At 64.2% G+C, this 20,721-nt stretch carries 23 protein-coding genes and 1 riboswitch; of the genes, 7 read left to right on the top strand and 16 right to left on the bottom strand.

Annotation, left to right across the window (positions count from 1 at the left end; all coding sequences use genetic code 11):
• Positions 1 to 69 precede the first annotated feature (69 nt).
• The gene (gene argE, locus BW975_RS08290; RefSeq protein ID WP_076532606.1) at positions 70 to 1,236 is read left to right on the top strand and encodes an acetylornithine deacetylase; all 1,167 of its coding nucleotides are present in this window, start codon (positions 70 to 72) and stop codon (positions 1,234 to 1,236) included.
• A 3-nt stretch (positions 1,237 to 1,239) separates the two neighbouring features.
• Here the strand turns inward: argE and trmB are convergent, their stop codons facing one another.
• The 9 genes from trmB to miaB form a co-directional block, all read right to left on the bottom strand.
• The gene (gene trmB / locus BW975_RS08285; RefSeq protein ID WP_076533553.1) at positions 1,240 to 1,953 is read right to left on the bottom strand and encodes a tRNA (guanine(46)-N(7))-methyltransferase TrmB; all 714 of its coding nucleotides are present in this window, start codon (positions 1,951 to 1,953) and stop codon (positions 1,240 to 1,242) included.
• Between the two features lie 225 nt (positions 1,954 to 2,178).
• Complete coding sequence (gene metK / locus BW975_RS08280) at positions 2,179 to 3,375, bottom strand: methionine adenosyltransferase (protein WP_076532604.1); 1,197 nt, start codon at positions 3,373 to 3,375, stop codon at positions 2,179 to 2,181.
• A gap of 5 nt (positions 3,376 to 3,380) precedes the next feature.
• A riboswitch (SAM-SAH riboswitch) is annotated at positions 3,381 to 3,428 on the bottom strand.
• Between the two features lie 39 nt (positions 3,429 to 3,467).
• Positions 3,468 to 5,012, bottom strand: coding sequence for an apolipoprotein N-acyltransferase (gene lnt / locus BW975_RS08275; protein ID WP_076533552.1), 1,545 nt, complete (start codon positions 5,010 to 5,012; stop codon positions 3,468 to 3,470).
• Positions 5,005 to 5,901, bottom strand: a complete 897-nt coding sequence (locus tag BW975_RS08270) for a hemolysin family protein (protein WP_076532602.1) — start codon at positions 5,899 to 5,901, stop codon at positions 5,005 to 5,007. The genes lnt and BW975_RS08270 overlap by 8 nt, the downstream gene beginning before the upstream one ends.
• A gap of 52 nt (positions 5,902 to 5,953) precedes the next feature.
• A complete protein-coding gene (gene ybeY, locus BW975_RS08265; protein ID WP_076532600.1) occupies positions 5,954 to 6,442 on the bottom strand; it encodes an rRNA maturation RNase YbeY in 489 nt (162 codons plus the stop codon).
• 69 nt (positions 6,443 to 6,511) lie between these two features.
• Positions 6,512 to 7,537, bottom strand: coding sequence for a PhoH family protein (locus BW975_RS08260; RefSeq protein ID WP_076532598.1), 1,026 nt, complete (start codon positions 7,535 to 7,537; stop codon positions 6,512 to 6,514).
• A 194-nt stretch (positions 7,538 to 7,731) separates the two neighbouring features.
• Complete coding sequence (locus BW975_RS08255) at positions 7,732 to 8,031, bottom strand: hypothetical protein (RefSeq protein ID WP_076532597.1); 300 nt, start codon at positions 8,029 to 8,031, stop codon at positions 7,732 to 7,734.
• Positions 8,032 to 8,043: 12 nt separating this feature from the next.
• Positions 8,044 to 8,598, bottom strand: a complete 555-nt coding sequence (locus BW975_RS08250) for an OmpA family protein (RefSeq protein WP_076533550.1) — start codon at positions 8,596 to 8,598, stop codon at positions 8,044 to 8,046.
• A gap of 277 nt (positions 8,599 to 8,875) precedes the next feature.
• Positions 8,876 to 10,198, bottom strand: coding sequence for a tRNA (N6-isopentenyl adenosine(37)-C2)-methylthiotransferase MiaB (gene miaB, locus BW975_RS08245; protein ID WP_076532595.1), 1,323 nt, complete (start codon positions 10,196 to 10,198; stop codon positions 8,876 to 8,878).
• A 110-nt stretch (positions 10,199 to 10,308) separates the two neighbouring features.
• Between miaB and BW975_RS08240 the strand changes: the two genes are divergently transcribed.
• A complete protein-coding gene (locus tag BW975_RS08240; protein WP_076532593.1) occupies positions 10,309 to 11,181 on the top strand; it encodes a glycosyltransferase family 2 protein in 873 nt (290 codons plus the stop codon).
• Positions 11,182 to 11,185: 4 nt separating this feature from the next.
• On the opposite strand, the gene BW975_RS08235 is transcribed toward BW975_RS08240, so the two are convergent.
• From BW975_RS08235 to fabA, 4 genes are all read right to left on the bottom strand, one after another.
• On the bottom strand, positions 11,186 to 11,857 hold the full coding sequence (locus BW975_RS08235; RefSeq protein WP_076532592.1) for an FAD-binding oxidoreductase: 672 nt from the start codon (positions 11,855 to 11,857) through the stop codon (positions 11,186 to 11,188).
• Positions 11,858 to 11,978: 121 nt separating this feature from the next.
• Positions 11,979 to 12,809 (bottom strand): enoyl-ACP reductase FabI, encoded by an 831-nt coding sequence (locus BW975_RS08230; RefSeq protein ID WP_418314305.1) that lies wholly within the window; start codon positions 12,807 to 12,809, stop codon positions 11,979 to 11,981.
• A gap of 6 nt (positions 12,810 to 12,815) precedes the next feature.
• Positions 12,816 to 14,045: a beta-ketoacyl synthase N-terminal-like domain-containing protein gene (locus tag BW975_RS08225; RefSeq protein ID WP_076532590.1), complete on the bottom strand. Its 1,230-nt coding sequence runs from the start codon at positions 14,043 to 14,045 to the stop codon at positions 12,816 to 12,818.
• Positions 14,046 to 14,141: 96 nt separating this feature from the next.
• Positions 14,142 to 14,651 (bottom strand): bifunctional 3-hydroxydecanoyl-ACP dehydratase/trans-2-decenoyl-ACP isomerase, encoded by a 510-nt coding sequence (gene fabA / locus BW975_RS08220; protein WP_076532588.1) that lies wholly within the window; start codon positions 14,649 to 14,651, stop codon positions 14,142 to 14,144.
• Between the two features lie 309 nt (positions 14,652 to 14,960).
• Here fabA and irr point away from each other — a divergent pair, with 309 nt between their 5' ends.
• Complete coding sequence (irr, locus tag BW975_RS08215; RefSeq protein ID WP_076532586.1) at positions 14,961 to 15,392, top strand: Fur family transcriptional regulator Irr; 432 nt, start codon at positions 14,961 to 14,963, stop codon at positions 15,390 to 15,392.
• Between the two features lie 6 nt (positions 15,393 to 15,398).
• On the opposite strand, the gene BW975_RS08210 is transcribed toward irr, so the two are convergent.
• Positions 15,399 to 15,716 carry a hypothetical protein gene (locus tag BW975_RS08210; protein WP_076532584.1) on the bottom strand — a complete coding sequence of 106 codons (318 nt, stop codon included), beginning with the start codon at positions 15,714 to 15,716 and terminating at the stop codon, positions 15,399 to 15,401.
• Positions 15,717 to 15,817: 101 nt separating this feature from the next.
• On the opposite strand from BW975_RS08210, the gene BW975_RS08205 reads away from it, so the two are divergent.
• Positions 15,818 to 16,801: an NADPH:quinone reductase gene (locus tag BW975_RS08205; protein ID WP_076532582.1), complete on the top strand. Its 984-nt coding sequence runs from the start codon at positions 15,818 to 15,820 to the stop codon at positions 16,799 to 16,801.
• A gap of 135 nt (positions 16,802 to 16,936) precedes the next feature.
• On the opposite strand, the gene BW975_RS08200 is transcribed toward BW975_RS08205, so the two are convergent.
• Together BW975_RS08200 and BW975_RS08195 are read right to left on the bottom strand one after the other, a co-directional pair.
• On the bottom strand, positions 16,937 to 17,263 hold the full coding sequence (locus BW975_RS08200) for a hypothetical protein (protein WP_212634874.1): 327 nt from the start codon (positions 17,261 to 17,263) through the stop codon (positions 16,937 to 16,939).
• Between the two features lie 223 nt (positions 17,264 to 17,486).
• A complete protein-coding gene (locus BW975_RS08195) occupies positions 17,487 to 17,915 on the bottom strand; it encodes an FKBP-type peptidyl-prolyl cis-trans isomerase (RefSeq protein ID WP_076532580.1) in 429 nt (142 codons plus the stop codon).
• 288 nt (positions 17,916 to 18,203) lie between these two features.
• On the opposite strand from BW975_RS08195, the gene BW975_RS08190 reads away from it, so the two are divergent.
• From BW975_RS08190 to BW975_RS08180, 3 genes are read left to right on the top strand one after another with little or no spacing between them, the layout of a single operon-like run.
• Complete coding sequence (locus BW975_RS08190; RefSeq protein ID WP_076533546.1) at positions 18,204 to 18,887, top strand: haloacid dehalogenase type II; 684 nt, start codon at positions 18,204 to 18,206, stop codon at positions 18,885 to 18,887.
• Complete coding sequence (locus BW975_RS08185; RefSeq protein WP_076532578.1) at positions 18,887 to 19,735, top strand: alpha/beta fold hydrolase; 849 nt, start codon at positions 18,887 to 18,889, stop codon at positions 19,733 to 19,735. Before BW975_RS08190 ends, BW975_RS08185 begins: the two co-directional genes overlap by 1 nt.
• Complete coding sequence (locus BW975_RS08180; protein WP_076532576.1) at positions 19,732 to 20,721, top strand: threonine ammonia-lyase; 990 nt, start codon at positions 19,732 to 19,734, stop codon at positions 20,719 to 20,721. Before BW975_RS08185 ends, BW975_RS08180 begins: the two co-directional genes overlap by 4 nt.

The following is a 20,721-nucleotide window of genomic DNA, read 5'->3' as shown; positions in this document are numbered from 1 at the left end:
GATCAATATATAGCAGAACCCCAGTGGTCTGCCCGACCTGAAACACCCCTCTGCATAGGACGCGCCGCCTTGTCCCTGCCCATCGAAGATACGCTGTTTCTGCTGCGCTCGCTCATCGCCTTTCCCACCGTGTCGCACGATAGCAACCTCGAGATGATTGGCTATCTTGCCACTCGCCTCGAGGCTTCGGGCGCGCGGGTCGAAATCATGCAGGATGCGTCGGGAAGCAAAGCCAACCTCTTCGCCACGCTTGGCCCCGAGGGGGATGGCGGCATCGTTCTGTCCGGCCATAGCGACGTCGTCCCCGTAGCCGATCAGATCTGGGCTACCGACCCCTTCACCATGCACGAGCAGGATGGCCGGCTCTACGGGCGCGGCGCCTGCGACATGAAGGGCTTCATCGCCGCCGCCGTCGCCATGGCGCCCACTTTCGCGCAGCGCATCGGCAACCGCCCGCTGCATTTTTCCTTCACCTATGACGAGGAGACCGGCTGCGTTGGCGCGCGTGATCTGGCGCGTGTCCTGACCGAGCGCGGCCTGAAACCCGCCGTCGCGCTGATCGGCGAGCCGACGATGATGCGGGTGATCGAAGGCCACAAGGGCTGCTGCGAATACACGACGCGCTTTTCCGGCCTCGCCGGACATGGCTCGGGGCCCGATCGCGGCGTCAACGCGGTGGAATATGCGGCCCTTTTCGTGGCGCGCCTTCTGGCACTCAAGGACACGCTGCGCGCCCGCGCACCCGCCCATAGCCGCTTCGACCCGCCATGGACCACGATCAACACCGGCGCGCTGGTGGGCGGCGTCGCGCATAACGTCATCCCTTCGACCGCGCAGATCGATTGGGAAATGCGGCCCGTGCAGCATTCGGATTTCATGCTCGTGAAGGACGATCTGCACTATTATTGCAGTGACATCCTCCTGCCCGCGATGCGCGCCGTGTACCCCGAGGCCGAGATCACCACCGAGACGATCGGCGAGGTCGAAGGTCTGATCCCCGCGGAGGTCAGCGAGGCACGCGACATCATGATGGAGCTGACCGGCGCGAACGGTGCCGACGTCGTCCCCTTCGGCACCGAGGCCGGCATTTTCCAGACGATGGGCATGTCCGCCATCCTGTGCGGTCCCGGCTCGATCGAGCAGGCGCACAAGGCGAATGAATTCGTGACGATGGACCAGATGACACAATGCCTGACGATGCTGGACCGGCTCAGCACCAAGATGCGGGATTATTAACCCTCAAACGCGCCGAAAGCGCAGGTAATGAGGCACGCGCCCCTCGCGCAGCGCCTTTTGCTCATAGCGTGTCGAAATCCAGCCCTCCCAGGGCTGCCGCCAGTCCTGCGGCCCCTCGGCGAGCCACTCGAACCCGCAGCGCGGCACCTCTTCGAGCGTCTGGCGCACGTAATCCTCGATATCCGTCGCCACCCGCAGTTCAGCGCCAGGACGCATCGCGCGCGCCAAAGGCGCCAGATGCTCCTCGGTGACGAAGCGGCGGCGATGGTGCCGCGCCTTGGGCCAGGGATCGGGATAAAGCAGGTAGGCCCGCCCGACCGAGCCCTCCGGCAGCACATCAAAAAGATCGCGCGCATCGCCCGGATGCACACGGACATTCGGGCGCGGCGTCTTGCGCAGCTTGGTCAGCAGCATCGCGACGCCATTCAGGTAAGGCTCGCATCCGATCAGCCCGACATCCGGCGCCTCCGCCGCGATATGCACCAAGTGCTCACCACCGCCAAAGCCGATTTCCAGCCACAGATCACGCCCGCCAAAGAGCGCCTCCAGATCCAGCGCGCGCCGCTCGGGATTCTCGTCCCAACCGACGGCGCCCGGCGACAGCCCCTCCAGATCCTCATCCAGCACGGCCTCCTGCGTTTTGCGCAGGGCCTTGCCCTTGAACCGGCCATAGAAATTGCGCCAGGGCGCGCCCGAGGGATGCTTGTCCTTGATCATGGCCAGAGGCACTAGCGCGCCGCGCCAAGGGGCGCAAGATCGCCTCGCCCTCCCTCCCGTTCTTCTTGCCGAAAATATCCCCGCCGGAGGCTCCCGAAATCGCCAGCAGCGCCCTCGCCGGCGCAGGCGCAGCACGCAGCCCCCAAACGCGCAGCGGCGGCCCCGCCAGGGGCCGCCGCTCCAAAATATTCAGCCTACGCGTCAGCGCAGTCCGTCTGGCTGCGCTCAGACGCAGGCTTTCAGCCGGTCCACCAGATCCGTGCGCTCCCAGCTGAAGCCACCATCGGCCTCGGGCGCGCGGCCGAAATGACCGTAGGCCGCCGTGCGCTGGTAAATCGCCTGGTTCAGCGACAGGTGCTCGCGGATGCCGCGCGGGCTGAGATCCATGCACTCGCGGATCGCCTTTTCGATGGCTTCGGGCGCGACCTCGCCGGTGCCGTGCGTTTCGGCATAGATCGACAAGGGCTTCGACACGCCGATCGCGTAGCTCAGCTGGATTGTGCATTTCTCGGCCATGCCCGCGGCCACGACATTCTTGGCCAGGTAGCGCGCGGCATAGGCGGCCGAGCGGTCGACCTTGGTCGGATCCTTGCCCGAGAACGCGCCGCCACCGTGCGGCGCGGCACCGCCATAAGTGTCGACGATGATCTTGCGGCCCGTCAGGCCTGCATCCCCATCCGGCCCACCAATGACGAAAACGCCGGTCGGGTTCACGTGCCATTCCGTCTCGTCCCGCAGCCAGCCATCGGGCAGCACGTCGCGAATGTAGGGCTCGACAATGTCGCGCACGTCGCGCGGCGTCAGTTCCTTGCCCTGCGCGTCATGGCGGTTGTGCTGCGTGCTCAGCACGACCGAGCTGATATGCGACGGCTTGCCGCCCTCATAGACGACCGAGAGCTGGCTCTTGGCGTCGGGCTGCAGCAGTGGCTCGCTGCCATCCTTGCGCACCTCAGCCAGCCGGCGCAGGATCGCATGGCTGAAATGGATGGGCGCCGGCATCAGCTCTTCGGTCTCGCGTGTGGCGTAGCCGAACATGATGCCCTGATCGCCCGCGCCCTCGTCCTTGTTGCTCGACGCATCGACGCCTTGCGCGATGTCTACGGACTGCGCGTGCAGCAGGTTCGTGACCTCCAGAGTCTTCCAGTGAAACTTGTCCTGCTCGTAGCCGATATCCTTGACGCAGTCGCGCACGATCCCGGCCATGCTGTCGCGCAGCTTGATCAGTTGATCCTCGTCGCGCAGACGCACCTCGCCACCGATCACGACACGATTGGTGGTGGCAAAGGTCTCGGCGGCCACGCGCGCCTCGGGCTCTACCGTCAGGAACGCGTCCAATACCGCGTCGGAGATCCGGTCGCACACCTTGTCGGGATGCCCTTCCGAGACGGACTCGGAGGTCAGTGTATAGTTCTGTCGTGTCATGAAATCGCTCCATTATGTAATCCCGCCGCGCCAGGAAGCCGTTGCGACGGGTATCGCTGTGCGTAGACCGCCCCGAGGGCCAAGGTCAATCGCTAAGCAGTGGGCAAGGTCCTATTCTTCCTGCGTTGCAGCGCCGCAGGCACGATGGCCATCAGCGCAAGCAGCAATAGCGCGGGCCAGTCGCCGGTGCGGGCATAGGGCGTGGGCGGCGCGGGCGGCGGCAGCGCGGCGTCGATATAGCCCGCCTCGCCCAGCGAGATCTGCGCGGTGATCTGCCCCGCCGCGTCGATCATGGCCGAGACGCCGGTATTGGCCGCGCGGATCATCGGCAGCCCCTGCTCGGCGCTGCGCAACCGCGCTTGCGCCAGATGCTGATAGGGGCCTGACACCTCGCCGAACCACGCGTCATTGGTGAGCAGCAGCAGCATGTCGGCCCGTCCCGGCGCGCCCGCCACATCGCGGGCAAAGACGCCCTCGTAGCAGATCAGCGGCACCGCGCGCCCCAGCGCACCCAGATCCATCATCTGCGGCCCCGGACCCGCCGAATAGCCGTTGCCATATTGCTGGGCGAGGCCGCGAAGGCCAAAGCGCGCCGCCAGATCGCCAAGGGGCATGTATTCGCCGAACGGGACGAGGTGGTGCTTGTCATAAAGTGCGGTCTGCCGGCCCGCGCCATCCGTCAGGATCATCGAATTGTAGTAGCGCGCGCCATCGGCCCGCTGTACGCCCAGCACCATGGGCACGCCCCGCGCCGCAGCCGCGATATCGCGCAGCGTCTCTTCGGCGCGGTTCAGCAGCACCGGCAGCGCGGTTTCCGGCCAGACGATCAGATCGGGAGTGCCCGGCGCCGCCGTCAGATCCATCTGGCGGTCATAGTGAAAGCCCATATAGGCCGGATCCCATTTCTGCTCCTGCGGCACGTTCGGCTGCACGATGCGGATGATGGGCGCGTCCGCCGCCGGCGCAGGCGCCCGGTCCAGCATCGGAGCCACCGCATAGAGCGCGGCAAAGCCCGCCAGCGCCGCAGCCCCCATCAGGCGGCGGCCACGCGCCACGTGCCAGAGCGCCACAGCGGCGCCCAGCACAAGCGCCGTCAGCGGCAGCGCCCCGCCCACCGCAGACCAACCCAGCATAGCCGTATCAATCAGCGCATGGCCCGGTTGCGCCCAGGGAAAGCCGGTAAGAAGCCAGCCGCGCAGCGCCTCGCAGAGGGTCAGGGAAGCGATCCAGACCAAGGCCGCACCCCGCATCCATCCCACGCCGCCAGGCATCAACGCCCGTGCCACCCCCTGCGCCAGCGCCCAGAAAAGCGCGAAGCCGACGGCCGATAAGAGCAGCGCGAAAGGTGCCATCCAGCCGTGGCGTGCGATGTCGATCAGGAAAGGCTCGACGATCCAGCTAAGCGCCAGCGCGAAATAGCCGGCGCCGCCCGCCAGTCCAAGCCATGCGGCGCGGCGCCATGTGGCGGCGCGGATGTAGAGGCCATATAGCCCGGCAAAAGCGGCGATACTGAGCGGCCAAAGCGACCAGGGCGCCTGCCCTAGCGCGGCGACGGCACCCAGCGCACAAGCCAGAGCCAACGGCGCCGCCCTGCTCCACCGATTTGCCCATCCTCGGCGCCGTGCCGTGTCAGGCATGCGCGCCCGCATAAGGCACGCGCACGCGCATCCGCTTGATGCGGCGCGGGTCGGCGTCGATCACCTCAAAGACGATACCGCCCGGATGTTCGACCACTTCGCCGCGCACGGGCACCCGGCCCAGCAGCATGAAGACCAGCCCGCCCAGCGTGTCGATCTCTTCTTCGTCGACATCGTCGTGGTCTGTCAGCGATTGGCCGATTTCGCCCTCGAACTCTTCCAGCGGCGTCTTGGCCAGAGCGACGTAGCAGCCGGGCTTTTCCTCGGTCCAGTAATCATCCTCGCCGATATCGTGCTCGTCCTCGATCTCGCCCAGGACCTGCTCGATCAGATCCTCGATGGTCACAAGACCGTCAACGCCGCCATACTCGTCGATGACGAGGGCCATGTGGCGCCGGTCCGTCTGCATTTTCTGCAGCAGAACGCCGATGCGCATGGAGGGCGGCACGTATAGCAGCGGGCGCAGCATATCGGCCAGAACGAACGCGTCTTCGGCATCCCCGTTGAAGCCATGGCGCAGCGCGAAATCCTTGAGATGGACAAATCCGATGGGCGAGTCGAGCGTGCCCTCATAGACCGGCAGGCGCGTCATGCCGCTGTCCCGAAAGACGTGGACCAGCTCGCCTTGGGTGATGGTCGCCGGAATCGAGACGATATCCGCCTTGGGAATGGCCACGTCCTCGACCACCTTGTCGCGCAGATTGATCAGACCGCGCGGGTCGCGCGGGCTCTGAGGCATTCCGCCGTCCTCTTCGGGTGCGTCCTCTTCGTTGGTCGAGAAGGCGCCGAAAATGCGCCTGAAAAATCCGTTATTCTCGTCGTCCTCTGTTGGCCGTGCCGGCTGCGCGCCTTGCGCTGCGCTAGAGGATGCGTCCGTACTATCGCCCATGCGTCCTAAATCCAAATTCTTACCGAGGCGCAGTCGCGCCTACTACCATGTCTCAATATGGGTCAGCTATGCCCAGTTTGCCAAGGATGGCAACCTCGCAGGCCTCCATCAACGTGGCATCTTCGTCACGAATGTGATCATACCCCAAGAGGTGCAGCACCGCATGCACGATCAGATGCGAGGCGTGATCGGCCAGCGTTTTCCCGCCAGCCTCGGCCTCGCGCGCGCAGGTCTCGTAGGCGATGGCGATATCGCCCAGCTCGGGATCGCCCCCCTCGGAGGGCAGAGCGGGCGCCTGCCCCGCCTTGCCCGCGCCGCGCTCTTCGCTGGGCCAGCTCAGCACATTGGTGGGCTGCGGTTTGCCGCGGAAATCCTCGTTCAGCGCGGCGATCCGGGCATCGTTGCAGGCCAAAAGGCTGATCTCGAACGCTTTGGGATCGAGATCGAGGTGACGTAGCGTGGCGCGTGCGGACGCTTCGGCCAGCGCTTCCAGTTCCAGCGCGCGCCAGCGCCGGTCCTCGATCATGACGTCCATCACCATGGCGTGACCAAAGATTGCGCGTGCAGTCCGGCCCGGAAAACGCCCGTTTTCCGCATCAAGGCGCCGCGATCACCCATCGGCTTCATACGCCTCGATGATGGCCGCGACGAGCGGATGGCGCACGACGTCCTTGGCGGTGAAATAGTTGAAGCTGATCTTGGGGATATCGCTCAGCAGGCGCTCGGCGTCATGAAGCCCCGAAGCCACGCCGCGCGGCAGGTCGATCTGGGTGCGGTCCCCGGTGATCACCATGCGAGAGCCTTCGCCCAGCCGGGTCAGGAACATCTTCATCTGCATTGACGTGGCGTTCTGCGCCTCGTCCAGCACCACGAAGGCGCGGGCCAGCGTGCGGCCCCGCATGAAGGCCAGCGGCGCGATCTCGATCTTCTTGTCCTCGATCAGCTTGGCCAGCTGCTTGCCCGGCAGAAAGTCGTTCAGCGCGTCGTAGAGCGGCTGCATGTAGGGATCGACCTTCTCCTTCATGTCGCCGGGCAGATAGCCCAGCTTCTCGCCCGCCTCGACGGCAGGCCGCGCCAGGATGATCTTGTCGACATGGCCCTCGATGAACATCGACACGCCGACAGCGACCGCCAGATAGGTCTTGCCCGTGCCCGCGGGGCCGATGCCAAAGGCCATTTCCTTGTCGAAGAGCGAGCGGACATAGGCCTTTTGCGCCTCGGTGCGCGGCTCGACCAGCTTCTTGCGGGTCTTGATCTCGACCCGCCCGCCATGGAACATTTCCAGCTGGTCACCGTTCTCGGGCGCCGCGCGCTCCTCGGCCGAGGACGCGCCCATGCCGCCGCCCATGCGCATCTCGCGGTCGATATCGCCCTGCTCAAGCTCTTTGCCGGTCTCCAGCCGCTCGTAGAGCGCCTGAAGCACCTGAACGGCGCCCGCGACCTGCGCCGCGTCGCCGTGAACGTCCAATTGATTGCCGCGGCGCAGAATCTGCACCTCAAGCTGACGCTCGATCTGGGCGATGTTGCGATCATGCTCACCGCAGAGGTCGATCAGCAGAAAATTGTCGGGAAATTCGACGATCTGGTGGTGCAGATCGCCCGCTTCGGGGGCGCCGGGCGCGTTGGTGCTGGCCAATCAGGTCTCCGCTTTGGGTGGTGCGATGAAGTATCCTTGCAACCGTGCCAAGTTGGACGTCGGCGTGCAAGGCGCGATCGTGCAGCTGCGGCGTGATTTCGCACGCGCCGCCCCGCACATGAAAAACCGCGCGCCCCGAAGGAGCGCGCGGCAATCTTGCCCAAACACCAGGCCCGTTCGTATCAGCCCAAAGATCAGACCGGATCCGTGACGGTCGAGCCGGCCTTATAGGCGCCCGTAGCCGTGTTGGGCGGCGCAGTCCCCGAGCAGACCGGCTTGCCGTATTTGTCCAGACGCTGCGACAGGTAGCCTTCGGCCCCGTCGTCGATGATCCAGTGGTCGCAGCCATTGGGATCGATCCAGACACCGGCCTTGAGCTGGCTCAGATGCTTGCGATCCAGGCCGCGATCTACAGTCTTGTCCTTCTTGGGTGCATCACAGGCCGCAAGGCCCACGGCGGCACACAGGAGGAGGGCGATTTTAGCGCTTTTCATTGGTCATTCCCCTCAGCGGATGCAGATGATTTCGACGCGGCGGTTCTGCTGCATCCCGGCGGCGGTGCTGTTCGAGACCTTGGGCATCCGCTCGCCATAGCCGCGGACATCGGCGATACGCACGCCAGTCTGCTGGGCGATCCGTGCGACGGCATTCGCGCGGCGCAGCGACAGGTTCATGTTGTACTCATCCGAGGCGCGGCTGTCGGTGTGGCCCGTGATGATGTACGACACCGCACCTGTTTGGCGAAAGAAATTCGCCAGGTAGTTGCGGCCATGGCTGCTGATTTTCGCGCTGTCCGTATGAAAAAGCTGATCCGAATTCATAACGCCGCAGACATTACCCCGGCGGCAGACCGGGATACCCTGGCGGTTCGTGTGGGGCGACATGTAGCCCTCCCAGCCATCATCCATGACCCAATGCTCGCACCCGTCGGGATCAACCCAAATTGTTGGCACATAGCTCTCGCCAACGACCGTGGTCTGCTGTGCGGAGGCAGCCCCGCCCGTCACTGCGCCCGTCAGCGCGACAGCCCCACCAAGCGCGACGGCGGCACATGCCCCCATCGCCTTGCGGAGCGACATTGCAAGTCTTCCCGTCACACCCAAAATCCTTTTACTGTTCCCCCATCCGGGCGCTGCCGAAATAAACATCGCCCAAACATTTGATTATGCATGGACCTTAGCAGCTTATCGGACCTTGTGAAGTATAAATACATGCCGCAAGGGCACCGACGACCCAAGTATCGTGGCAAAGCCGCGCGGGTGCACCACATGAAGCGCCTGACCCAGCGTCACCTTGCGTAAGCGATTCGCGCCCGTTGGGCGCCTTTCAGGCGAGTTCTCAGATCAGGGTTCCGGCCAGGGAATTGGTCGCGGATCCGGTCACGCGCACGCGGGCCATGTCGCCAGGCCGCGCATCGGGAGCGGCCGCATGAACGGCGTGCAGATATTGCGACTTGCCCACCATCTGCCCCGGCTGGCGCCCGGCGCGTTCGAAGAGCACGTCCACCTCACGGCCCACCATGCTCTCTTGGATTTCGCGCTGCTGCCGGCCCAAGAGGGCTTGGAGGCGCTGGAGTCGCTCGGTCGCTTGCGCACCATCGACCTGCGCGCGCTCGGCCGCGGGGGTGCCGGGGCGGGTGGAGTATTTGAACGAATAGGCCTGCCCGTAGCGGACCTCCTCGATCAGATCGAGCGTCGCCTGAAAATCGGCCTCGGTTTCTTCGGGAAAGCCGACGATGAAATCGCCGGACAGCAGAAGGTCGGGCCGTGCGGCGCGGATGCGCTCGATCAGACGGATATAACTCTCGGCGGTGTGGCTTCGGTTCATACGCTTTAGAATGCGGTCGCTGCCCGATTGGACCGGCAAATGCAGATAGGGCATCAGCTTGGCGCAAGTGCCATGCGCCTCGATCAAATCATCACCCATGTCGTTGGGATGGCTCGTGGTAAAGCGGATCCGCTCCAGCCCGTCCACATCGTTCAGCGCCCAGATCAGCTGGGCCAATGTCCAATCCTCGCCCTTGGGCCCTGCCCCGTGATAAGCATTCACATTCTGGCCCAGCAAGGTGATCTCTCGCACGCCGCGTTCGACCAGATCCTTGGCCTCGTCGATGACGCGCTGCGCGGGGCGCGAGCTTTCGGCGCCGCGGGTATAGGGCACCACACAGAAGGCGCAGAACTTGTCACATCCCTCCTGCACGGTCAGGAACGCGGCGGGGGCGCGGCGGGCCTTGGGGCGGCGGGCCAGCTTCTCGAACTTGTCCTCTTCGGGGAAATCCGTGTCCAGCGCGGTGCCGCCTTGGCGCAACTTGGCCTCCATCTCGGGCAGGCGGTGATAACTTTGCGGGCCGACCACCAGATCGACCAGCGGCTGGCGCCGCATGATCTCGGCGCCCTCGGCCTGTGCGACGCAGCCCGCAACGCCGATCTTGAGGTCCGGCTTGGCCTCTTTCAGATCGCGAAACCGCCCCAGTTCGGAATAGACCTTTTCGGCGGCCTTCTCCCGGATATGGCAGGTGTTGAGCAGGATCATGTCCGCCTCATCGGCGCTCGCCACCTCGGTATAGCCCGCGCCGCCCATCGCCTCGGCCATGCGCTCGCTGTCATAGACATTCATCTGGCAACCATAGGTCTTGATGAAAAGCTTCTTTGGCTCGGCCATGCCCCACCTCCGGGTATCGCGTTCAGGATGGGCTGGGCTATATCACAGAGGTGCCCGCTTGCAATGCGCGGCATTTTGGCAGAACGTGGCTTCCAAAAAAGATGAGCAGCATGCGATACACATCCATCAAAGACTTCTGCATGCGCGGCGCCGCACATCTGGCCAAAGGGCCTATCGCGCTGATATTCGCCGAGGACGAGGTCGAGCTGGATACCTGCCTGCGCCATCACGACAGCCTCGGCTTCAAGGCGCTCGTCCTCTTCGCCCCGTCTGCCTTTCGCCTTCCCGCTGATCTGGACGCGCGCACGATCCGCGTCGATCATTCCTCATCCGAGGACGGTCACCATATCCCCGCCATCAATGCCGTGATCGCGGCGGCGCCTGTGGGTACGTGGATGTATTACTGCTTTAACGCGGAATACCTGTTCTTTCCATTCTGCGAGACGCGCAAGATTGGCGAAATGCTCAGCTTTCACGCGGAAGAACGGCGCAGTGCCATGTTGACCTACGTCGTGGATATCTACGCGGGCGACTTGGGCTCCGCGCCCGAGGCGGTTTCGCTGGAGGATGCCTGGCTGGATCGGTCGGGCTATTACGCGCTGGCCCGCAACGATCCTGACAATCACGAATACCCCAAGGAAAGGCAGCTCAACTTCTTCGGTGGCCTGCGCTGGCGCTACGAAGAGCATATTCCCGCCCCGCGTCGGACCATCGACAGAATAGCGATTTTCCGCACAGCCAAGGGCCTAATGCTGCGAGAAGGGCACGTGTTTTCGGACGAGGAATATAATACCTACGCCTGCCCGTGGCACAACAACCTGACCGCGTCTATCGCGTCATTCCGCACGGCCAAGGCGCTCAAGCGAAACCCCGGCTCCACCTTCGATATCCACACCTTCAAATGGCATAACAGCACGCAATTTGAATGGCACTCGCGGCAATTGCTGGATCTGGGCCTGATGGAGCCGGGTCAGTGGTTCTGACGGTCTAGGTCCAGTCGTCGGCCACCAGATCGCCGGGATCCACCCCCAGCGCGTCAAGCTCGGCTTGGACAGCATCCATCATCGGGGGCGGCCCGCAGAGGTAGCACAGCATCCCCGGCTCAATGAACTGACGCAGATAATCGCGGTTCAGGTGGCGCTGCGGCACCGTCTCGCCCTTCTCTTCGGTCACTGTGTAGGCAACGGTCAGACCCGGCATCGCCGACAGCTTGTCGCGCCAGATGATGTCTGCCTCGGTCTTGTTCGAGAAAACCAGAGTCGAGCCGCTCAGATTACCCTCGTCGCGTAACCGCTTGCGAAGCAGGGCGATCATCGGCGTAATTCCGGCGCCACCCGCTATGAAAACGCCCGGTCCCCGGTCGCGCATATCGCCGAAAGGCCCGTTTATCTCGACCTTGTCCCCGGCGCTCAGCCCCGCGATCTGCTCGGTCACACCGTCATGCGACGGGTAGCTCTTAATCACGAATTCCAGCGTACCCTCGCCCGGCAGGCTGACGGGCGTGAAGGGACGGCCTTCGTCGCGCCACCCATCTTTCAGCAATTTCATCTCGATGGCCTGCCCCGGCTCGAAGGTAAAATCTTCGGGGCGGTCGAAAATCAAATGATAGGTGTCATGGGTCGCTTTGTGGATTTCGCGCAATGTCAGCTGATGGCTCATGGAAAATCTCCTTTGAGCAGTCAACGCCATCAGGGCGCCGCGCGTTCCCGCTGGCGCCCTGTTTCATCTTGGCAAAAATACTCAAAAATCCCGCGGGGCAAATCAGCGGGACATCCCCCGATCAGAGGTTCTCGGCCTGCGGCATGCCCAGTACGTGATACCCGCCGTCGACATGAATGATCTCGCCCGTGGTACAGGCGCCCGCATCCGAGGCAAGGTAGACAGCCGTTCCGCCTATCGCATCCAGCGTTGCGTTCGCACGCAGCGGTGCGTTCAGGTCCGTGTGCTTGTAGGTCCGGCGGGCGCCGCCAATGGCCGCCCCAGCCATGGTCTTCATCGGGCCGGGGCTGATCGCGTTGACGCGGATGCCGTCGGGGCCCAGATCGTTGGCCAGATAGCGTGTCGCAGATTCCAGCGCCGCCTTGGCAACGCCCATGACGTTATAGCTGGGCACGACGCGGTTGCTGCCCTGATACGTCATGGTCAACAAAGTGCCGCCATTTTCGACCATCATCGGGTGCGCACGGCGCGCCACGTCAATGAAGCTGTAGCAGGAGATATCCAGCGAATGTTTGAAATTGGCTCGGCTGGTATTGAGGAATCGGCCCGTCAGCTCGGACTTATCGGAAAACGCGATGGCGTGGACCAGAAAATCGATGGTTGGCCATACCTCCGCCAGCTTGGCGAATGCCTGATCCAGAGACGCGTCATCGGTCACGTCCACATCCATCATCAGATCCGACCCGACCGACGCCGCAAGCGGCTGTAGCCGCTTGCCGAATGCATCGCCCTGGTGGCTGAAGGCCAGCTCGGCGCCGGCGGCATGCATCGCGCGTGCCACGCCCCACGCGATCGAGCGATCGTTGGCCACACCCATGATCAGGCCGCGCTTGCCCTGCATCGGCAGGGGGGCGGTGGGCAGTTCGGGTGCCCCGTCGATTGTCTGTGTCATGCGCGTTTATCCGTGAAATTTGCTGAGCAGCATCGAGCCGTTGGTGCCGCCGAAACCGAAGGAATTGGTCATCACCGTATCGAGGCCCGCATTGTCGATCCGCGTCGTCGCCACCTCGGACGCATCCAGCGCCGGATCCAGCGTTTCGACATTGATCGATGGGATGATGAAATCGTCTTGCAGGGCCAGCAGGCAGTAGATCGCCTCCTGCGCACCGGTGGCACCCTGGCTGTGGCCCGTCATCGACTTGGTCGAGCTGATGGGGGGCGTGGAGCCTTGCCCGAAGACGCGGCGCACGGCCTCGACCTCGCCCACATCGCCCACGGGCGTCGACGTGCCGTGCGCGTTGATATAGCTGACCTTGCGGTCTTCGCTCAGCGTGCGCAGCGCGCCGCGCATCGCCCGCTCGCCGCCCTCGCCCGAGGGTGCAACCATGTCGGCCCCGTCGGAGGTGGCGGCAAAGCCGGTAACCTCGGCATAGATCTTGGCACCGCGTGCCTGCGCATGCTCGAGCGCCTCCAGCACCAGCATCGCACCGCCGCCCGAGATGACGAACCCGTCGCGGCCCGCGTCAAATGCGCGCGAGGCTTTCTCGGGCGTGTCGTTGTACTTCGAGGACATGGCGCCCATCGCATCGAAGAGGCAGCTGAGCGTCCAGTCCAGCTCTTCGCCGCCACCGCCGAACATCACGTCCTGCTGGCCCAGCGCGATCTGCTGCGCCGCCATGCCGATGCAATGCAGCGAGGTCGAGCAGGCCGAGGTAATCGAGAAGTTCATGCCCTTGATCTGATGCGCGGTCGCAAGGTTTGCGCTGACCGTCGAGGACATGCATTTGGGCACCGCAAAAGGCCCTATCCGCTTGGTCCCGCCGGTTTTCAGCACGGTCTGATGCGCGCTGAGCATGGCCGATGTCGACGGCCCGCCCGATCCCGCAATGAGACCGGTCATCGGATTGATGACATCCTTTTCCTCAAGGCCCGCATCCTTGATGGCCTGCTCCATGGCGATATGGGCATAGGCCGCGCCCGGCCCCATAAAGCGCAGCGTGCGCTTGTCGACATGGTCGGCGACGTTCAAATCAATGGCCCCGGCCACCCGGCTGCGAAACCCGTGCTCGGCCATTTCCTCGTTCGCGGTAATGCCGGATCGCCCTGCCTTGAGCGATGCCAGCACCTCATCCGCACTGTTGCCAATGGACGAGACGATTCCGAGTCCCGTAACGACGACGCGGCGCATGGCGCACTCCTTAGATGTTGCTTTTTATCTTTAGGCCAGCGGGCGCGCGGTATGCAACCCGTTCGGGCCGATGATTGCGCGGCGCACCTGCGACCATCAGCTTTCGCTCAGGGCGACCTTCATGTCCTTGACCTGATAGATCACTTCGCCATCGGCCTCGACGATCCCGTCGGCGACGCCCATGGTCAGGCGCCGCGTCTGGACGGCTTTGGTGAAGTCGATCTTGTAGGTCAGCATTTTGCGGTCGGGGCGCACCATGCCGGTCAGCTTGACCTCGCCCACGCCCAGCGCATAGCCCCGACCCTGCCAGCCGCGCCAGCCGAGGTTGAAGCCGGTCAGCTGCCAAAGACCATCAAGACCGAGGCAGCCCGGCATGATGGGGTTGCCGGGAAAGTGGCATTCAAAGAACCAAAGGTCCGGCGTTATGTCGAATTCGGCGGTGATATGTCCCTTGCCATGCGCGCCACTATCGGCGGAAACATCCGTGATGCGGTCCATCATCAACATGGGGGGCAGCGGCAGTTGCGCGTTGCCAGGGCCGAAAAGCTCGCCCCGCGCGCATTTCAGCAGGTCTTCCTTGGCGAATTGCGTCGGATAGTCGGCCATTCGGGCGGCTCCTTGGTCTTGGTGTCTGCCGCACGGGTGGTCCCCGTCGGTATTTGCGCCATATCCTCTAGCACCCGTCCCCGCGCAGGTGCAAGCCCGCTGGCGCCATGGCGGTCCATGCCGGGCCACTGGCGCGTTTGGCGACGTCCCGGCGGCCCCGGCCTGCCGCGCCGGATGCGTCGCCGGAAGCCTGGCGCCGGATGGGTGGCCCGAAGAGGATGCGGCGCCACGCCCCATCTTGGATTTTGTTTGAAGTCCGGTTCCCATGCCGGGTATAAGATCGCAATGAGAGTAAGTCGCAGGTAGCACATGACACGCCAAAGCCCCCTACCGACCGAAGAGCGCGGCAGCCAATGGCTGGCGAGCGCGGGTTTGCGTCCGACGCGCCAACGCGTCACGCTTGCCAGCCTTCTGATCGGCGACGGCCAGCACCGCCACGTGACCGCCGAGAGCCTCTTCGCCGATGTCCAAAAGCGCGGCGAGAGCGTGTCACTGGCCACCGTCTATAACACGCTGCGCGCATTCTGTGACGTAGGACTGATGCAAGAAGTGCTGGTCGATGGCACCAAATCCTATTTCGACACCAACACGCATGATCATCCCCATTTCTACTGGGAGGATGAGAACCGCCTGAGTGATGCGCCGGCCGACCAGTTGGAAATCACACGGCTGCCCGACGCCCCCGAGGGCGCCGAGATCGCCTCGATCGATGTGGTGATCCGCCTGCGCCGCCGCGACTGAGGCTGCTTATTTCAAGCACAGATACAGTCGCTCGGTCGCCGAGGTATACTGGCCGGTACTGAACGTGCGGCTGCTGGCGTATTCGGCTTTGCGGTTCGGACCGCGGCTGCAGATTTCTGCAGCCTTTGCATCCGCTTTGGCAACTGCGTCGCGGCGGGCCTCTTCGGTCGCAAAGCCCATCTGGTTGGCATCCAGCTGAATCCCGACGCTGGCCTCGTTGAAAGAGGCGACGACCGGCTCGGGCCCCGCCGCAGCGCAAGCCATAAGGAAGAACGGCACCACCAAGGCTGCGGCAAGGCGCGCATATCGTTTCACTTGGAACATTCACAAATCTCCTTGAGGTTGGTTTTCTGTCGATGCTTTCCGGGGTAGCTTGCAGTCGTTAAGGCTCCGATAAACCCGCCGAATGAAATGGAGAAAATTCTATGCGCGCCGCCTGGTACAGCCGTTTTGGCCCCGCCGCCGATGTCATCGAACTGGGCGAAATGGACACGCCCCGGCCCGGCCCGGGCGAGGTGCGCGTCAAAATCGCCTATTCCGGTGTGAACCCGTCTGATGCCAAGGCGCGCGGCGGCACCCGGCCGGGTGTTACGGCGCCTCCTTATGATCGCGTGATCCCCCATTCCGATGGCGCGGGTGTGATCGACGCTGTGGGGGATGGCATTGATGCGGCCCGCATCGGCCAACCCGTCTGGCTCTGGAACGCCGCGTGGCAACGCCCCTATGGCACCGCCGCCGAGTATGTTTGCCTGCCCGAGGCGCAAGCGGTGGCCATGCCTGACGGGCTGGACCCGAAGCTGGGCGCGGTGCTGGGCATTCCGGGCCTGACGGCAGCGCAAACCGTCTTTGGCGGCGGAGATGTCAGCGGGCAGACAGTGTTGGTCAGCGGCGGCGCGGGCGCAGTCGGCCACAATGCCGTGCAACTGGCCAAGTGGGGCGGCGCGCGCGTCATCGCCACCTGCAGCAAGGATGGCATGAAACATGTACACGCAGCCGGGGCGGATGCGGTTTTCGACTACTCGGATCCGGATTTGGCCGCCCAGATCGACGGTGCGGCGCCGGGCGGTATCGACCGCGCCGTCGAGGTCGAATTTGGCGTGAATGCCCCACTCCTTGGCGAGGTGATGAAGCCCATGGGCACGATTGCAGCCTACGGCTCGGGCAAGGACATGACACCGACCCTGCCCTTCGGCGCATTCCTGTTCAAGGCGCTCAAGGTGGACATCACGCTGATCTACCTGCTGAAACAGCGTGAAAGGGACGCAATCATCGCGCGCCTGCACGCCGCGCTGACGGCAGGGGCGCTCGCCCCCGCGATCGACGCAGTCCTTCCACTGGCGGAATGCGCCAAAGCGCATGAGGCAGTGATGACACCGGGCCGCACGGGTGCGGTGCTGCTGGAGATCTAGCCAGCCTCGCACGACGTCGGGTCCGTCCGGGGCATGGTGACGTCAGCCCAACACCGGACACGCTACTCTTGGGGCACTGGCAAACGCCAGTGCCCCCGTTTTTCGGGCCAGGTCGGAAGGGCGCCCTCCTACGGATCAGACCTTGCAGTTCTTGCCGTCGGCGATCTTGTAGAGATGCTCCTGACGGTCCTCCGCCGCCTCGATCGCCTCTTCGGAATTGCTGTAAGTCACCAAAAGTGCGGGCCAGAAAAACAGGCCCGCGGCCACATTGGTGCCGGTCACGCCCTTTTCCGCGCGCGCCTTCTCCTTGAATTTCTCGGCCTCGCGCAGCTGTGCGCCCAGTTGCGCGCAGGTCAGGGCCGTATCGCCTGCCTTGCGCTCGGACACGACCTCGGGTGCGGCGCAGGCGGACAACCCCGCGAAAGCGGTCAGTATCAGTGCAATCTTGGATGATTTGGTCAAACTCTCGTTCCTTCTTACCAGTGCGTGATGCGCCCGGCCGAAGGTAGAGCTGAGTCGTAAAAACCTGTTTAAGATCTGTGGCTTCTACGGCTTTCTTAAAAGTCCGAAGCGTCATTGGGGGACAAGGACGTATCCCGTACGCATCGGTACATTTTTCCACGCAGCGCGAAAAAAGCCCCGAAGCAACGCTCCGGGGCCTTTCACGACAATTGTGCTTTTCGCCTTACGCGATGGCGACCAGCTCGATATCAAATTTCAGGTCTTTGCCTGCCAGCGCGTGATTGGCATCAAGTGTGACCGCCTCTTCGGTAACCTCAAGAACGGTCACCGGCAGGACCTGACCATTCTCGGTCTGCACCTGCAGCTGCGTGCCAGGATCCAGCGGGATGTCCGCCGGGATGCCTTCGCGCGGCACCTGCTGGCGAGCGTTGGGGTCAACTTGACCATACGCCTGATCGGCAGGCACTTCGACGGTCTTCTTGTCGCCGACGGTCATGCCGGGCATCGCGGTGTCGAGGCCGGGAATGATCTGGCCCGAGCCGACTTCGAATTTCAGCGGATCGCGGCCCTCGCTGCTGTCAAAGACAGTGCCGTCGGTCAGCGTGCCGGTGTAATGAATGTGAACGGTATCGCCCGATTTTACTTCGGTCATGGATAGACTCCAGTTCTGGTCAGTTTGGGGGGAGGTGAATGAATTTGCAAGGCCACGCATCGCGCGGGTGCTTGTGCGAATTGAGAGGGGATGTAGCGATGCCGGGTGCGGATTGCAAACGGATGCCGGGCGAGATCGGGCCAAGTTACTGGTTTTGCTTAAAGGTTTTCGCCTAGAGGCGCCGTCTGCGTGACAGTATCGATGCGCGTCGCCCCGTCGCCCGAAACGCCCTTTTCCGCCGGCGCTGCCTGTGCCAATCTGGCGCCAGCGCAAATCCGAGGGGACGGCATGGCCATAACGACCTGCATTTTCGACGCCTATGGCACCTTGCTGGACGTGGCCGCCGCCGCCCGCACCGCCGCCGAAGAACCGGGACAGGCACAACTGGCTGAATGCTGGCCGGATATTGCGCAGAACTGGCGGCTCAAACAGCTGCAATACACCTGGCTGCGCACCATCATGGAGGACCACGCGGATTTCTGGACGGTGACGGGCGACGCGCTCGACTGGGCGCTGGCCGCCGAGGGGATCGAGGACGCGGCCCTGCGCGCGCGCCTGATGGAGCTCTACCGCGAGCTGGGCGCCTATCCCGAAGTGGCGCCCATGCTGCGCAAGCTGAAGGAGGCCGGGCTGAACACCGCCATCCTGTCGAACGGAACGCCCGAGATGCTGGAGGCGGCGACCGTCTCGGCCGGGATCCGCGGCGATCTGGACGATATCCTGTCGGTCGAGATGTGCGGCATCTACAAGCCGGCCAAGGTGGTCTACGACATGGTCGGGCGCCGTTTTGCCTGCGCGCCCGAGAAGGTGCTCTTCGTGTCGTCCAACGGCTGGGACGCGGCGGCCGCTTCGGCCTATGGCTTTACCGTGGCCTGGGCAAACCGCGCGGACGAGCCGGTGGAGTGCCTGCCCGGCAAGCCAGCCCATGTTCTGCGCGACCTCAGCGGCATTCCCGCCCTGGCGGGCATCTGATGGCCCGCTTCACCGCCCCCGATGGGCTCAACCTGCATTATATCGACAGTCTGGACGCGCCGGGCGCACATGATGGCCCCGCGATCCTATGCCTTGCGGGCCTTACGCGGAATTCCGAGGATTTCCGCTTTGTCCTGCCGTTCCTGCCCGAATACCGCGTGATCCGCATGGATTATCGCGGACGTGGTCAGTCGGATTGGGCGCATGATATCACCACCTATTCCGTCGCGCAGGAGGCCGAAGACGCCATCGCCCTCATGGATCATCTGGGGCTGGAGCGTGCAACGATCCTCGGGACTTCGCGGGGCGGTCTGATCGCAATGCTGCTTGCGGCGACGCATCCCCAAAGGCTGAACGGCGCCATTCTCAACGATATTGGTCCGGAAATTGCGCCCGGCGGGCTGGAGCGGATTTTCGAGTATGTCGGCCAACGTCCGACCTTTGCGAATTACGATGCGGCTGCGGATGCTCTTGTGGCCCTCATGGCGCCGCGCTTTGCGGGCGTGACGCGCGATCGTTGGCGTATCCATGCCGAGCTGATCTGGAACCAGGCCTCTGATGGTCTCGATCTGCGCTATGATCCGCGTTTGCGCGACGCGCTGCTGGGTCAGGCGGGCGCCGGCCCCGCGCCCGATCTCTGGGCGCTGTGGGATGCCTTGGCCCAGCTGCCCGTCACGGTGCTGCAGGGCGCGAATTCCGACCTGCTGAATGCCGAGATACTGGCGCGGATGCAGGCCCGCGCGCCAGATATGCGGGCCGTCACAGTGCCGGACCGGGGCCATGTGCCCTTCCTCGACGAGCGCGCGGCGCTGGAGGGAATTCTCAGCCATCTGAAGGACTTCGCATGAGCGATATCGACATGATCCGCGCCGCTGCCGCGCGCATAAAGGGCCACGCCCGGCGCACGCCGCTGCTGTCTTCGCCCTTCCTCGACCGGATCGCCGGGCGGCGCGTCTGGGTCAAGCCCGAGTGCCTTCAGCATACTGGCAGTTTCAAGTATCGCGGGGGATATGCGGCGGTCTCGGCGCTGGACGATGCCACTCGCGCGCGCGGCGTGCTGGCCTTTTCCTCCGGCAATCACGCGCAAGGCGTGGCACTGGCGGCGGCGCAGCATGGCGTGCCCAGCGTCATCATCATGCCCAGCGATGCGCCAGCGCTGAAAATTGCCAATACCCGCGCCCTCGGGGCCGAGGTGGTGTTATATGACCGCGCCGGCGGCGAAAGCCGCGAGGAAATCGGCGAGGCTCTGGAGGCCGCGCGCGGCTTGACCCTGATCCGCCCCTATGACGAGCCGCAAGTGATCGCAGGCCAGGGCACCGCGGGCCTCGAGATTGCCGAGGATGCGGCGGAGATGGGCATCCGGCGTGCCGATGTGCTGGTCTGCTGCGGCGGCGGCGGCTTCACCTCGGGCATCGCGCTGGCGCTGGAGGCGGACGCACCCGGCCTGCGCGCGCGGCCCTGTGAGCCTGAGGATTTCGACGATACCGCCCGCTCTTTGGCGTCGGGCCGGATTGAGCGCAACGCGCGCACCTCCGGCGGGCTGTGCGATGCGATCATCACGCCCCAGCCGGGCGAAATTACCTTTCCCATCCTGCAGCGCCTCTGCGGTCCGGGCCTCGCCGTGTCCGACGAAGAGGCGCTTCGCGCCATGGCCCTCGCTTGGGGGCGGCTGAAACTGGTGGCCGAGCCGGGGGGCGCTGTGGCGCTGGCCGCCGCGCTTTTCCGCGCCGATCAGATCGAAGGCGACGATGTGATCGTCACCATCTCCGGCGGGAACGTGGATGCCGATATCTTTCAACGCGCGCTGTCCCGTTACGGCAGCCTCGATACTTAG

Origin of the sequence: Roseovarius nanhaiticus (assembly GCF_900156535.1) — a bacterium.
Taxonomy (GTDB): domain Bacteria; phylum Pseudomonadota; class Alphaproteobacteria; order Rhodobacterales; family Rhodobacteraceae; genus Roseovarius; species Roseovarius nanhaiticus.
The sequence above is the reverse complement of the archived record's forward strand: the minus strand, read 5'-3'. Positions and strand labels throughout refer to the sequence as shown.

Excerpts from the sequence above, each read along its gene's own strand:
- BW975_RS08190 (WP_076533546.1), top strand. The coding sequence starts at position 18,204 with ATGGCCATAACGACCTGCATTTTCGACGCCTATGGCACCTTGCTGGAC.
- BW975_RS08225 (WP_076532590.1), bottom strand. The coding sequence starts at position 14,045 with ATGCGCCGCGTCGTCGTTACGGGACTCGGAATCGTCTCGTCCATTGGC.
- ybeY (WP_076532600.1), bottom strand. The coding sequence starts at position 6,442 with ATGGTGATGGACGTCATGATCGAGGACCGGCGCTGGCGCGCGCTGGAA.
- BW975_RS08235 (WP_076532592.1), bottom strand. The coding sequence starts at position 11,857 with ATGAGCCATCAGCTGACATTGCGCGAAATCCACAAAGCGACCCATGAC.
- BW975_RS08180 (WP_076532576.1), top strand. The coding sequence starts at position 19,732 with ATGAGCGATATCGACATGATCCGCGCCGCTGCCGCGCGCATAAAGGGC.
- BW975_RS08230 (WP_418314305.1), bottom strand. The coding sequence starts at position 12,809 with ATGACACAGACAATCGACGGGGCACCCGAACTGCCCACCGCCCCCCTG.
- fabA (WP_076532588.1), bottom strand. The coding sequence starts at position 14,651 with ATGGCCGACTATCCGACGCAATTCGCCAAGGAAGACCTGCTGAAATGC.
- lnt (WP_076533552.1), bottom strand. The coding sequence starts at position 5,012 with ATGCCTGACACGGCACGGCGCCGAGGATGGGCAAATCGGTGGAGCAGG.
- BW975_RS08240 (WP_076532593.1), top strand. The coding sequence starts at position 10,309 with ATGCGATACACATCCATCAAAGACTTCTGCATGCGCGGCGCCGCACAT.
- miaB (WP_076532595.1), bottom strand. The coding sequence starts at position 10,198 with ATGGCCGAGCCAAAGAAGCTTTTCATCAAGACCTATGGTTGCCAGATG.
- BW975_RS08270 (WP_076532602.1), bottom strand. The coding sequence starts at position 5,901 with ATGGGCGATAGTACGGACGCATCCTCTAGCGCAGCGCAAGGCGCGCAG.
- BW975_RS08205 (WP_076532582.1), top strand. The coding sequence starts at position 15,818 with ATGCGCGCCGCCTGGTACAGCCGTTTTGGCCCCGCCGCCGATGTCATC.
- BW975_RS08255 (WP_076532597.1), bottom strand. The coding sequence starts at position 8,031 with ATGAAAAGCGCTAAAATCGCCCTCCTCCTGTGTGCCGCCGTGGGCCTT.
- metK (WP_076532604.1), bottom strand. The coding sequence starts at position 3,375 with ATGACACGACAGAACTATACACTGACCTCCGAGTCCGTCTCGGAAGGG.
- BW975_RS08210 (WP_076532584.1), bottom strand. The coding sequence starts at position 15,716 with ATGTTCCAAGTGAAACGATATGCGCGCCTTGCCGCAGCCTTGGTGGTG.
- BW975_RS08195 (WP_076532580.1), bottom strand. The coding sequence starts at position 17,915 with ATGACCGAAGTAAAATCGGGCGATACCGTTCACATTCATTACACCGGC.
- irr (WP_076532586.1), top strand. The coding sequence starts at position 14,961 with ATGACACGCCAAAGCCCCCTACCGACCGAAGAGCGCGGCAGCCAATGG.
- BW975_RS08185 (WP_076532578.1), top strand. The coding sequence starts at position 18,887 with ATGGCCCGCTTCACCGCCCCCGATGGGCTCAACCTGCATTATATCGAC.
- trmB (WP_076533553.1), bottom strand. The coding sequence starts at position 1,953 with ATGATCAAGGACAAGCATCCCTCGGGCGCGCCCTGGCGCAATTTCTAT.
- BW975_RS08250 (WP_076533550.1), bottom strand. The coding sequence starts at position 8,598 with ATGGGGGCATGTGCCGCCGTCGCGCTTGGTGGGGCTGTCGCGCTGACG.